We start from the raw sequence: 13,163 nt of genomic DNA, 5'->3' as shown, positions 1-13,163 counted from the left end.
AGCGCCAGGACGGCGCGTTTTTAGCTGTTCATCCTTACTAAAAAAGTTTGTACGTCGCTAAACGGGCACTTGCGCTTTTCTTAACCTGTTGCGCCAACAAATTGGCTGCGGTACAAGTCTGCGTAAAATCCATTTTGAGCAATCAATTCTTCATGGCTGCCTTTTTCAATAATATCCCCTTCATTCATAACTAATATCAAATCGGCATCGCGAATCGTTGAAAGTCGGTGAGCAATGACGAAACTTGTTCTTCCTTCCATCAGTTTATTCATTGCTTTTTGGATATTCATTTCGGTACGAGTATCGACACTACTAGTTGCCTCATCCAATATCAATATTTTTGGATCTGCTAAAATCGCGCGGGCAATCGTGATCAGCTGTCTTTGCCCTTGCGAAATATTAGACGCATCCTCGCCCAAAATCGTGTCATATCCATCAGGCAATGTGCGAATAAACTCATCTGCATAAGCACTCAATGCCGCTTGTACAACCTCTTTCTCATTCGCACCTTCTCGGCCATAGGCAATGTTTTCACGAATCGTTCCTTTAAATAACCACGTATCCTGGAGAACCATCGCAAACAATGCTCTTGCCTGCTCCCTTGATAATTCAGCAAGATTTCTTCCATCTATTAAAATTTTCCCTTGATCAATCTCATAAAATCGCATTAATAAATTAATAATTGTCGTTTTACCTGCGCCTGTTGGCCCCACAATCGCAATTGTTTGACCTGATTCCACTTCTAGAGTTAAATCTTGGATAATCGTTTTTTCTTTCTCATAACCGAATTGCACATGCTCAAAGCCAATTCTCCCTTGCAATCCTGCAAGATCTATCTGCGCAGGCTCTTCTTTTATTTCCTCTTCTTCATCTAAAAGATTGAACACTCGTTCTGCAGACGCCAAAGCTGTCTGAATCATATTGGCAATCCCAGCTGCTTGCGCCATTGGTTGTGATAACTGTTGAGAATACTGGATAAACGCTTGTACATCCCCTACTTGGATATTCCCGCTTAGCACGCGAATTCCACCGACAATGCTGACAAACACATACCCAAGATTTCCGACAAAGGTCATAAGTGGCATCATAATTCCACTAATAAATTGCGCTTTCCATCCTGAATCATACAGTCGATCATTCATTTGATCAAAATCAGCGATCGCCTTTTTTTCATAGCTAAATCCTTTTACAACTTGATGACCGGAAAACATCTCCTCAATATGGCCATTGACATTCCCCAGCTCTGTTTGCTGTTGGACAAAATGCTTTTGCGAGCGGGATGCAATCATCTGCACAACAAGAATACTTAGAGGAAACGTAATCAGTACAACTAACGTAAGCAACGGACTAATAACTAACATCATAATAATCGTGCCGATAATCATAATCGCGGATGTGATTAATTGAGATAAGGCTTGTTGAATCGAATTATTAATATTATCGATATCATTAATCACCCGACTTAAAACATCTCCATGTGGATGCTGGTCATAATATCTAAGTGGAAGACGTGTTAATTTTTCATTCACTTCTTTCCGCAATTCTGCTGTTGTTCTTTGCGAGATTCCTGCCATCATATACTGTTGGAAATAAGAAAAAATCGCCGATAATATATATAGCCCTAATAAAATAAACAGCAGTTTTGCTAAGAATGGAAAATCAACACTTACTCCGTTTTTGATACTGGCAAAAATAGAGGATGTCGCATCCCCAAGAAATTTAGGGCTAATTACATTAAATAATGTTGCAAAAATAGCAGCAATCGCGACAAGAATAATCTGCACTTTTCTCGGCTTCAAATAAGCACTTAAGCGAAACAGTGTTCTTTTAAATTCCTTTGGTTTTTCACCATGCATTGCTTGTCCACGTGCCGGGCCTCGTTTAGGCATTTTCTGCTGGCTCATGCTCCTTCCACCCCAATTCCCTGTGATGCAGCAATCTCTCGATAAATTTGATTTTCCGCTATTAATTGATCATGTGTGCCAATTCCAGCAATTTTCCCTTCGTTCAAAACAATGATTTGGTCTGCTTGCATAACGGTGCTAACTCTCTGTGCCACCATAATGATGGTACTATGCTCTTCCATTTGGCTGAGCCTAGCTCTTAATTTTGCATCTGTTTTATAATCTAATGCCGAAAAGCTATCATCAAACAAATAAATTTCCGGCTTGCGAATTAAAGCACGAGCGATAGATAATCGCTGTTTTTGCCCGCCAGAGAAATTAGCCCCTCCCTGAGCCACTTTCGCATAAAGGCCTTCCTCTTGTTTAAAAACAAAATCTGAAGCTTGCGCGATTTCTAGGGCTTCCTTCATTTCTTCTTCTGTTGCTTGTTCCTTCCCAAACTGGAGGTTCTCTGCAATCGACCCACTAAATAAGGTGGCTTGCTGAGGAACATAACCTATTTTTTGACGTAATTCTGTTTGCGCCATATCTCTCACATTCACACCATCAATGAAGATCGCTCCCCCTTCCGCATCATAAAAACGAGGGATTAATTTAAGCAAGGTGGACTTTCCTGCACCTGTACTACCGATAATCGCAGTTGTTTCTCCGGGCTTTGCTTGAAAGGATAATTGGCGTAAAACAGGTTTTTCTGCTCCTTCATAACGAAAGCTCACATCCCGAAATTCGATATATCCGTGGGCTTGAGATGTTTTCGCTGATTGCGGATCCTCAATATCCTTTTCGAGCGCAAGAACTTCATTAATTCTCTTTACAGAGGCTTGAGCTCTTGGTATCATAATAAACCCCATGGAAAGCATCACAAGTGACATCAGGATCATCATCGCATATTGCAGGAACGCCATAAGGTTACCTACTTGCATAACTCCTTCATCAATTCGAATCGCGCCAAACCACACAATCGCGATGTTGGTAAAATTCATGATAATCATCATCACCGGAAACAGTACTGCCATCATTTGATTTACTTTGATGCCTGTATCACGAAAGTCTTCATTTGCTTGGTTAAATCTACTTTTTTCAAAAGCCACTTTATTGAAAGCGCGAACCACTCGAATCCCGGTTAAATTTTCGCGAACAATTAAGTTAAGCCGGTCCGTCTTTTTCTGCAAAGAGGCAAATAAAGGCATGGCCTTTCTTGAAATAATAAAAATGACAAGCACTAAAATAGGGAGTGCGCCTAGAAAAACAAGTGATAAGCCTGGATCTCTAGTCACTGCTAAAATAATCCCTCCGACAAGCATTAAAGGCGCACGTGTCATCATACGCAACACCATATTTAACACATCTTGGACGATTTTCACATCATTCGTGGATCTTGTGATTAAGGAAGCAGGTCCAACTTTGTCAAAGGCCTGTAAGGAAAAATCCTCCACTTTGACAAACAAACTCCTTCTCACATCTCGTCCAAACCCTTGGGCGGTTTTCGATGCGAAATAGGAAACACCCACTGTAATCACAACAGCTATTAAAGCAGCAAGTATCATCCAAATTCCGACCTTTATTATGTAAGAAATATCTCCCTTGACAATCCCAATATCAACCACATTCGCCATTAGGGTCGGCAGAAGCAACTCTAATAGAATACCAGCGAGCGTTAAAATAATAACCGCACTAATCTGCCATTTATAGGATTTCAAATGCCTCAACACGCTACCATCACTTCCCTTTTCATTTCCTCTTCTAATGGTATGGTTTATTCTTTCATTGGTCAATGATTTTATGTAGGAATATTTCTTCTATTTTAATCGATTTCTTCTACCAAAAAAGGTCTCCCAGTTCAAACGATGAGAGACCATTCTATCATTTTTAGCTTGCCCCTTTTTCATCCTTAATTCTAATCTCTTCCTTCTCGGTCAGTTCTCGGATAAAGGTATTGACATCAAGTCCCGATTCAATGAAATCCTCACCTAAATGCTCAATTTGTTGAAATGCGCCAACATCAAATTTTGAACGTGATTCAGGACCGCCAGCAGCTTCTAGCTTATATAGCGCTTGTAAATTTTTCCCTTTAAACTTTTCCATTCTTTCCCCCACTAGCATATCATCAATATCCTTTCCTTCAAATAGATGGTTGAAAGGTGCATGGATTGGGGATTCTCCTAAAGAGCCAATATGCTCATCAGAATATAAAAATTTCATTACTTCCATCGCTTCGTCCTTATGTTGGCTTGGCTCTGTAATGCCAAACCCCCAACCGCCTGCCAATGGACCGATATTGGAAGCCTCTTCCCATTGTGGGTATGTGACAATATCAAAGTTTAAATCTTCAGGTGTGGCCATATCCAGCCATAATGGTCTCATCGCCAATGTCCTAGATTCTGTCCACGCGTCCCCTTCCGGCTTTTCATTCCCCGGCATATTATAAACACTCTCTACCATTTCCAGCCATTGCTTAACATAAGGGTTGTCTGTCCATAATACTTCTTCTGTTTCAGGATCAATTAATTGCGTCTTTCCGATAATCTGGGTCAAAGGTAAATGTCCATTACCGGTGATATCCAATCCCTGATATTGTATACCATTCCTTTCACCTGTTACTTTGGATGCAAGTGTAATTACTTCCTTCCAGGTCATCCCATCTGTCGGATATTCAACACCAAATAGATCAAAAATATCTTTATTATAATGTAAGGCATAACGATCAGCCATAAAAGGCAATAGCCAAAATTCGCCATTCGCCCATGATTTCCATTCATCCAAGTGCGCTGGATCATATTGCGATAAATCGAAGTCATGCTTGTCTAGTAATGGTGTCATATCGTAATTCAGCTCATATTCTTCTAAAAGCGCAACATGGTACTGGCGATGAGCAAAGATCATGTCTGGAATATTGCCAGCGGAAAGTGCCTCCTCAATCCATTCTTTATTCCCGGTATCCCCTCCGATGTTATTCACCGTAATATGAGGAAATTGTTCTTCCACTGCCTCTTTAATATTTTTCTGAAAGTCTTGTCCCCAATCATCCCACATCATAATCGTCAAAGTAATGTCCTCTTTTTCAGCGCTCTCTTCAGAATCAGACACAACTTTCTCCTCTTTATTGCAACCAACCAATAACAATACGATCAATACAGAAAAAATAATTGACTTTAATAATAGCTTGCACATAAACCTACTCATCTCCTTTATTATTATAAAAATTTTGAAACCGCTATCATTTTTGTGCATATTTAACTGTACTGCCGCTATCTCTCAGGCTTAGAACGATCGGTAAATTGATATTATTGCCGAGCTGATAACAAAATTGTCTATTTTTAATATACTGAAATCTTGCTATATACATCATAGAATTAAATAAATATACTTACAATGGTAAATTTTATATGAATGAAGGATAAAATATTGCTATCGTTAATCAAATTTTATGCAAATCAAAAAAACCCTTCCATTTCAAAAAATCAGAAGGGTTGTGCGCCGCTATATAGGGCGACTTACGCTTTTCATTGTCTAGCTCCAGCGCCCAGCGACTTACGATTTTGATGTTATTGAGCAACTTTTAATAAGTCATCTGCTTGCTCTTCGGTAATATCTTCAATAATGCTAATTTCACTTATTAAGGCTTTATGTGCATCACTTAGTAATTGCTTTTCTGTTGAATTAAGCGGTTTTTCTCTTTGTCGATATAGTAGTTCTTGCACGACTTGAGCGGAATTTTGCATTTCTCCTGATTTAAGCAATTCCATGTTTTGCTTATATCGTTCTTTCCATGGTAGGTCACCTTTCGGCTGTTCATGATGGAAATTCTCTACAATTCCTCTTGCTGTCTGAAGATCGACAACAGCGCGGATTCCCACTTTGGCTAAATTCGCTCGTGGTAACATAATGTTCAATTGAGTAATCGGAATAGAAATGACGCAATATTCCTTTGTGTGACCCTGTATTTCTTTCATTTCAATCGTTTGAATAACCCCTGCTCCATGCATTGGATAAAATACTTTGTCACCTATATTAAACAAATGATCCACTCCTGTATTTGTTCTATTTATATTATACCACCATTCAAACAAATACACAAATTAATAATTTTAACATGATATTTTTACTCAAGTCAACAATTTTCATCTTTTTTTATAAAAAAATCGACGATCGTTAATTCGTCATATATATTATAAAAAATCTACTTGAGAAACAGTGAAATCACTTCATCCACAGAGTCTAATATTCAGACAGTGCACCATTCAGCTAGCAGGTATATCTAACGGTTTTTACTCTCTCATCAAAGATATCTACGAACTTTTTTACAATATTCCTTGTATTTACTGCCATAAATTTTTCCAAAGAATCTTCTTCGCGGCAAATTTGGCGATTAATAAACCAAAACCCGACAACGAAATATAGTTACAATATCCAATTTGGGATAATTAAAAATATCCCGATCAACATAAACAAAAATGCTGTATAGATTGGATTTCTACTAATGGAAAATACATCTGATGTAACGAGTTCATTCGGATGATCCTCATCTAAGCCAACACGAAAACTTTTACCAAATACGATCAGGCTCAACAAAAAGATGATAAGACCAAGAATACTAAATGTAATACCTATCCAGGTTAATATCCGTTCTTTAAATAATACGGCACTCGTCCCCCACTTACAATTCTCATATTCACCTCGAATTCTTGAAGTGGGGTCTTACTGCCAGTTAATTCGGGATAAACTTTGATTATATTCTGCCTTTGAAATACAACAAGCTTTAGAGGTTATCTTCAGCTTTGCTCCTCCCCTGCACAAAACGTACAAACGTTCTCTAACATTCCTCGTTCCACCTAACAAAATGACCACTATCACTTTCAATTGGTATTTCAAATTATGCCGATGATTGAACATCATATCTAGACAATCGTGCCCGTTTAATGAAGATCGCTTTGCATAATTTTAAATTTCGTCGTTACTTCCGTATTCATACTAAATCATCCTTTTTAGATTATTATCTGTTCTATCCATACTTAAAGTTCCTATTCTTATTCCATTATAAGTCGTTTGTTGAAAGAATAAGTACTCAGATGAACACCATTCTCAATTCCTAAAATTTCTCTACCTTTCCATAAGCCAATTTCACTTGTTCTTTTAGTTGCTGATTCTCTTTCTCTAATTTCTTTACCTTTCTTTTCAATGATTGAATAAGAGAGCAGCTTTATTACCTTCATTTATGTTCCAATTGATTTGTAGGATCTATTATTTGTCGTTGACGTAAGGATTCCATACGCTCACGTAGTTCAGAATTATTGGATAATGTTGCTTTTTTACAATCATAACTGACCATCCAAAACGTCTTTCCTTTCATGTATTCTGACTTATCAAAAATGATGTTTCCACCTTTTATACTATTAGTCCTTTATTCTATAAAAAACCTCTAAAGGCATAATTGTATTGCACAAAAAACGCAATTTAATATCAATACAACAAGAAAAAACCAATTCCTCCATTTTACTGAGAAATTGGCTTTTTAATGCTTTAATTTCTTTTTTTCCTTACACTAGCCTTTATTGATATTTCGGTAACCAGTCTCCATGAGCCTCAATCAAATCGTCACAAAGTGCGACAATATCATCAATGGATAGCTCTGCTGAGGTATGTGGGTCAAGCATAGCAGCTTGATAAATATGTTCTTTCTTTTGCGTAATGGCAGCTTCAATTGTCAATAATTGTGTGTTGATATTCGTTCTGTTTAAAGCGGCTAGTTGCTCTGGTAAATCGCCAACATATGTTGGTGTCACACCACTTCTATCTACAAGACATGGTACCTCTACTACCGCTTTTTCAGGTAGATTGCTAATTAAGCGGCCGGTGTTTAAGACATTCCCGCCAATTTTATAAGGGACATCTGTTTCCATTGCTTCGATGATATATGATCCATATTCATGTGTTCTCTTATGCTGTAATTGTTGATCATGTACAAGATCATCGCGCATCTTTTTCCAACCCTCGATTTGATTCACACAGCGACGTGGATATTCATCAAGTGGGATATTAAACTTTTCTATTAATTCTGGATAGCGATCCTTAATAAAATATGGATGGTATTCAGCATTATGCTCAGATGATTCTGTAATGTAATAACCAAATCGTTTCATCAACTCAAAGCGAACCATATCATGATGCTTTGTTTCTTGCTTTTCCTCTGCTCGTTTTTTAATTTCTGGGTATAGGTCTTCTCCATTACGAGTAATTTCGAGTAACCAGGCCATATGATTAATCCCAGCAATTTTCCATTGAATATTGTCTGTTGGCATGTCCAATGATTTCAAAAGTCCTGGTGCACAAGCTTGAACACTATGACAAAGTCCTACTGTCTTAATCCCTCCATGACGCAACATGGTACCTGTCAGTACAGCCATTGGATTCGTGTAGTTTAGGAACCAGGCGTCTGGACATACCTCACGCATATCTTTGGCAAAATCAAGCATGACAGGAATCGTTCTAAGATTTCTAAAGATCCCGCCAATCCCAACAGTATCCGCGATCGTCTGGCGAAGACCGTATTTTTTCGGCACTTCAAAATCAGTAATCGTACAAGGATCATACCCACCAACTTGAATCGCATTAATAACGTATTTAGCTCCTCGAAGCGCTTCCTTTCGATCTGTATAAGCTTTAATTCGAACAGTAGAGCCTGTAGTAGATTTTAAATTATTCAACATAGCCTCTGAATCTTTTAATCTTCCTTGATCAATATCAAAGAGAGCAAATTCAAAGTCCTGAATACTCGGGACTAACATACAATCTCCTAGAACGTTTTTCGCAAATACTGTACTTCCTGCACCTAAAAAAGTGATTTTCGACATAATTTTCCTTCCTCCTTTAAATACCATAGCAACTTATTGCTACTTCAAAATATATGAAGATTGCTGATTACCTCTATAATAATCGCTAATGAATAAGCTTTCAATGGTAAAATGAATTGAAAAAAGGGTATAATATTGCTTTTTTATTTTATCACAGGTTGGGCATTCTTCTTAATTTAGAAACGCTCTCTGCTTCAATTTCTCCCACATATTAATCTCTTCTATCTTCTTTCTATTCGTCTGAGTCTTCAATTGCAGCCTTTTGACTATTTATCTTCCGAATCACAGAGGGATCAAATTTTGCCTTGCGCTCGTAGGTATAGAGACCATTTACTTCCTGTTCAATATCATAAAGCTGGGTATAACAAAAAGCACAAACAGCCGGATTTTTTAATAAGGTCTCTGTCAATCCCTTATATCTCTGCAAAAAGTCTTCTTCAGATTCTGGCTTATTTCCATAACCCCATCCTTCTTGATCTCCAGGGTTCCACCAAATCCCTCCATATTCACTGACAAAATAAGGCTGATTTTCATATTGTTGACGATCTGGGAATGTCACATACGTTTTTCCGCCACGGCCCATTTCTGCAAATTTTCCGGCGAATTTTTCCACATCCTGTTCATAATCATGGATATCAAATATATCTGTTACGACATGGAAGTTCCCGCTAGTATCAATCACAGGACGTGTGGGATCTAACCGTTTTGTCACTTCATACGTAATACGGAGCACTTCATCATTTTGCCGTGTCCCATTTTGATCCCATGTTTCGTTAAATGGGCACCAACCAATCAGTGCAGGACTATTGAAATCCCTTTCAACTGCTTCCATCCATTCCGGTAAAAAATGTTCCAATCCTTTGGAACCTGTAATATCTAATCCCCAGTTTCCGTGCTCTCCCCAGACAAGATAGCCGAGTTGATCTGCCCAATAGAGAAAACGAGGTTCAAAGATCTTTTCATGAAGGCGTGCCCCATTAAATCCCATTTCCATCGAGATTTCTATATCCTTTTTTAAATCTTCATCAGTGGGCGCTGTATAAATCCCTTTGGGATAAAAGCCTTGATCAAGCACCAAACGCTGGAAAACAGGATTCTCATTAATCAAAATCGCTTTGTCTTCAATCGAAACAGAACGGACGCCAAAATAACTTTCCACTTGATCAACCACTTGTTCACCTTTTTTAAGCGATAAGGTTAGATTATAAAGTTCTGGTTTCCCAGGTTCCCATAGATGAACCTCTGATAATGAAAGATTGCTATGAATAGAAGCACCCGATACATAAGTCGCTGCTTTTGCAACGCTTTTCCCTTTGTATGTAGCCTCTAATTCTACCTCTAATTCTTTTTCATATTGGTTTAAATGGACATCAACTGATACTATTCCTGTCTTAGGATTAGTTTTATAGGCTGTGTTTCTGATATAAGTATGTGGAACAGTCTCCATCCAAACGGTCTGCCAGATACCCGTGGTGCGAGTATAGTCACAACCAGCTGAATAATACCCGCCACTTTGTTTTCCACGCGGCTGTAAGCCAGAACGATTATCATCCTCCGCACAAACAACAATAACGGCCTCTTCTCCATCGAGAAAATCGCTTACATCAAATGAAAAGGGCGTATAACCTCCTTTGTGCTCTCCAGCCTTTTGTCCATTCACCCATACATGGGCATGATAATCAACAGCTCCAAAATGGAGAATAGTCCGTTGCTTCAACCAACTCTTGGGAATTTGTACCGCTTTCTTATACCAGACAGCTGCCATAAAATCAGTATAGCCAATGCCTGATAGTTCACTTTCTGGGCAAAAAGGAACTTGGATGGTATCCGTAAAAGGACCATCTTTGAAAAATTCACGCTCAATCCCGCTTTTTCCATGGTCAAAAGCAAACTGCCATTCACCATTGAGGTTGAGCCAATCCTTCCTTTCCAACTGCGGACGTGGATATTCATTGCGAATTGTCATCAATCATCTACCTCCATTTTAAATAATTGCTTTCTTCAAAAATCATTATACACATGTTCACCTAAATTAACGAGAGAAACAAAAATCACATATTCACATTGTATTCCTTTCATCTTATTGCTATATTCATGATAAGAATCATTCACCCATCATTACAATGGTAAAAAAATAGAAAGCAGGGTAGAATATTGCTATCTGAACACTCCAATAAAAAATATGAATCTTTCGGTTTCAGATTTAACGGGAGCCACCAGGATGAGATTGTGGGAATTTATGCTATCGGCTGGGAAAATGTGAATTCTCCCAATTATAACTGGGATGGCATGGCGCGAAGCGAAGTTGGCAAATATGTATTTCAATATACCTTATCAGGTCAAGGTATGATCGAAATAGATGGAAAAAGGTATCCCTTAACATCTGGAAAAGCCTTTTTGGTAGAGTTGCCCAGTCCACACCGCTATTTTTTTCCTAAAGAGAGTGAGCATTGGGAGTTTATTCATATTACTTTATATGGGAAAGAAATTCAAAGAGTCTTTCAACTGATCCATGAGGAAAAGGGACAAGTGATCACCTTTCCACCTGAATCAGAATTGATCCAATTATTATTAACGATTTATCAAAAAGCAGTGGAGAAAAACATCACGGATGCCTATCAGGCTTCTGCATTAGGTTATTCTTTTATGATGGAGCTTTATCGATTTGCTCGTCATTTGGGTTCACCTATCCAGCAATGGCCGGAACCTATTAATAAGGCTGCCTTATTTGCTCAAAAACATTATGATAAACCCATTGGGCTCGATGATTTAGTCGAAGCATCTGGTTTATCCAAATATCATTTCACACGACTTTTTCATAAAACAACATCGATGACCCCGTTAAACTATTTAACCAAAATCCGCCTCGATAAGGCGATGGAATGGCTTCTTACCTCCGATCAGTCTATTCAAGAGATTGCTCGAAAAGTTGGCTATTCCAATGGTAACTATTTCAGTAAAGTGTTTCATAAGCGAATGGGAATGTCTCCCGGACAATTTCGCAAAAGCAAACACACTGTACCTGTGGACCATATCGTGGTGGATTAACAAGAAAAGCGCAAGGCGCCCGCCTATCGGCGACAAGCAAATGTTCTGGGACAAAGAAAGGCGTTCTTTGCCTTTCATTGGCCCAGGCGCCCGTTTAGCGACATACAAACTTTTATAGTAAGGATGAACAGCTAAAAACGCACCGTCCTGGCGCAACGCTGTTCTGACCTACATCCTGTTGGCCTCCGACAAGCAAATGTTCCTGAACCTAGGAAGGGGCTTTTTCCCTTCATAGGTTCAGGGTTATTTGACCTCGTGGGGCTAGGCGCTGGAGCTAGACACCAATCTTCCCTGTTAGAACTTATCAACAATTTAGGTTTTTGTCATTTGCTATACAGCAAAAAAACAGAGCTTAAGGTGGTGAACCATGAAAGCAAAACCAATTTATGTAGAAGTCCCTATCAAAACGGAAATTGAGCGTTTATGGGCAGCTTCTCAAGAGCCTCAAAAACATGAGCAATGGGATTTGCGCTTTAGCTCCATTACTTATATGCCAAAAAAAGCAGATGAAGCGCAGCTCTTTACATATGAAACAAAGATTGGATTTGGGATGAAGATTGCGGGCTGGGGAAAAAGCACTGGTGAGGTGCAAAGTAAGGATGGTTCCCGTACGTCGGCTCTACACTTTGGTACAGAGCAATCTATCAGCATTATCCGAGAAGGGCGCGGGTATTGGAAGTATAAACCAAATGGGGATGCTATCGATTTTATCACCCAGTATGATTATCAAGTGAATGGGGGGAGATTTGGGAAATTATTTGATGGGCTCATTTTCCGTCCTCTGATTGGCTGGGGAACTGCTCTAAGCTTTGATGTTTTAAAAAGGTGGTTGGAAAAAGAAGAAACCCCTGCCTCCCAATTCTTACGCTTTTTCTCCGGTTGGATGATCACGTTTCTTTTCTTTTTTATTTGGCTGTATCATGGATTAGTGCCAAAGATCGTCCATCCCCATCCCGAGGAAATAAGTATGATGACCAATTTATTGCCTATCCAGCTTCAAGGTGCGCAAACGTTGACAGCGCTAATTGGAATAGCAGAAATCCTGTTCGGACTATGTTTAGTCATTGCCCGTAAAAAAAGAAAATGGTACATCTTACAAATGTTTGCTTTCCCAATTTTAGGCTGCTCTGCCATTATGGCCAATCCAGATTATTTAGCACATCCTTTTAGTCCACTCACTTTTAATCTAGCATTGGTCATTCTATCCATACTCGGTTTTCTATTACACAAGGATCTTCCTACTGCAAGGAGCTGTAAACAACAAAAGCGCAAGCGCCCGTTTAGCGACGTACAAACTTTTTAGGGCCTAACGAGATAAAGGAAACACAGTGAGCCTGAAAGGCGAGCTGATGTTGACTTA

10 protein-coding genes are annotated in these 13,163 nt (G+C 38.9%); 2 read left to right on the top strand and 8 right to left on the bottom strand.

Features of this window, described 5'->3' with window-relative positions:
• Positions 1-80: 80 nt before the first annotated feature.
• From KI375_RS06790 to KI375_RS06755, 8 genes are all read right to left on the bottom strand, one after another.
• A complete protein-coding gene (locus KI375_RS06790) occupies positions 81-1,904 on the bottom strand; it encodes an ABC transporter ATP-binding protein (protein WP_212972741.1) in 1,824 nt (607 codons plus the stop codon).
• A complete protein-coding gene (locus KI375_RS06785) occupies positions 1,901-3,616 on the bottom strand; it encodes an ABC transporter ATP-binding protein (RefSeq protein WP_244852362.1) in 1,716 nt (571 codons plus the stop codon). The genes KI375_RS06790 and KI375_RS06785 overlap by 4 nt, the downstream gene beginning before the upstream one ends.
• Positions 3,617-3,773: 157 nt before the next feature.
• Positions 3,774-5,075: an ABC transporter substrate-binding protein gene (locus tag KI375_RS06780; RefSeq protein ID WP_207447716.1), complete on the bottom strand. Its 1,302-nt coding sequence runs from the start codon at positions 5,073-5,075 to the stop codon at positions 3,774-3,776.
• A gap of 374 nt (positions 5,076-5,449) precedes the next feature.
• On the bottom strand, positions 5,450-5,923 hold the full coding sequence (locus tag KI375_RS06775; RefSeq protein WP_207447718.1) for a CarD family transcriptional regulator: 474 nt from the start codon (positions 5,921-5,923) through the stop codon (positions 5,450-5,452).
• Positions 5,924-6,305: 382 nt separating this feature from the next.
• Entirely contained in the window at positions 6,306-6,473 is a 168-nt protein-coding gene (locus KI375_RS27915) for a methyltransferase family protein (RefSeq protein ID WP_374706816.1), read from the bottom strand.
• 458 nt (positions 6,474-6,931) lie between these two features.
• On the bottom strand, positions 6,932-7,117 hold the full coding sequence (locus tag KI375_RS06765; protein ID WP_207447720.1) for a hypothetical protein: 186 nt from the start codon (positions 7,115-7,117) through the stop codon (positions 6,932-6,934).
• A 336-nt stretch (positions 7,118-7,453) separates the two neighbouring features.
• Positions 7,454-8,755, bottom strand: a complete 1,302-nt coding sequence (gene melA / locus KI375_RS06760) for an alpha-glucosidase/alpha-galactosidase (protein ID WP_207447722.1) — start codon at positions 8,753-8,755, stop codon at positions 7,454-7,456.
• 232 nt (positions 8,756-8,987) lie between these two features.
• Positions 8,988-10,721 carry a glycoside hydrolase family 2 protein gene (locus tag KI375_RS06755; RefSeq protein ID WP_207448081.1) on the bottom strand — a complete coding sequence of 578 codons (1,734 nt, stop codon included), beginning with the start codon at positions 10,719-10,721 and terminating at the stop codon, positions 8,988-8,990.
• 263 nt (positions 10,722-10,984) lie between these two features.
• Between KI375_RS06755 and KI375_RS06750 the strand changes: the two genes are divergently transcribed.
• A complete protein-coding gene (locus KI375_RS06750; protein WP_244852360.1) occupies positions 10,985-11,803 on the top strand; it encodes a helix-turn-helix domain-containing protein in 819 nt (272 codons plus the stop codon).
• 367 nt (positions 11,804-12,170) lie between these two features.
• Positions 12,171-13,106 carry a DoxX-like family protein gene (locus KI375_RS06745; RefSeq protein WP_212972740.1) on the top strand — a complete coding sequence of 312 codons (936 nt, stop codon included), beginning with the start codon at positions 12,171-12,173 and terminating at the stop codon, positions 13,104-13,106.
• Positions 13,107-13,163 lie beyond the last annotated feature (57 nt).

Source organism: Bacillus sp. J14TS2 (genome assembly GCF_018333015.1).
Lineage (GTDB): Bacteria > Bacillota > Bacilli > Bacillales > Bacillaceae_C > Lederbergia.
The sequence above is the reverse complement of the archived record's forward strand: the minus strand, read 5'-3'. Positions and strand labels throughout refer to the sequence as shown.

Coding starts and splice junctions, on each gene's coding strand:
- KI375_RS06790 (WP_212972741.1), bottom strand. CDS start 1,904: ATGAGCCAGCAGAAAATGCCTAAACGAGGCCCGGCACGTGGACAAGCA.
- KI375_RS06780 (WP_207447716.1), bottom strand. CDS start 5,075: ATGTGCAAGCTATTATTAAAGTCAATTATTTTTTCTGTATTGATCGTA.
- KI375_RS06765 (WP_207447720.1), bottom strand. CDS start 7,117: ATGAAGGTAATAAAGCTGCTCTCTTATTCAATCATTGAAAAGAAAGGT.
- melA (WP_207447722.1), bottom strand. CDS start 8,755: ATGTCGAAAATCACTTTTTTAGGTGCAGGAAGTACAGTATTTGCGAAA.
- KI375_RS06755 (WP_207448081.1), bottom strand. CDS start 10,721: ATGACAATTCGCAATGAATATCCACGTCCGCAGTTGGAAAGGAAGGAT.
- KI375_RS06745 (WP_212972740.1), top strand. CDS start 12,171: ATGAAAGCAAAACCAATTTATGTAGAAGTCCCTATCAAAACGGAAATT.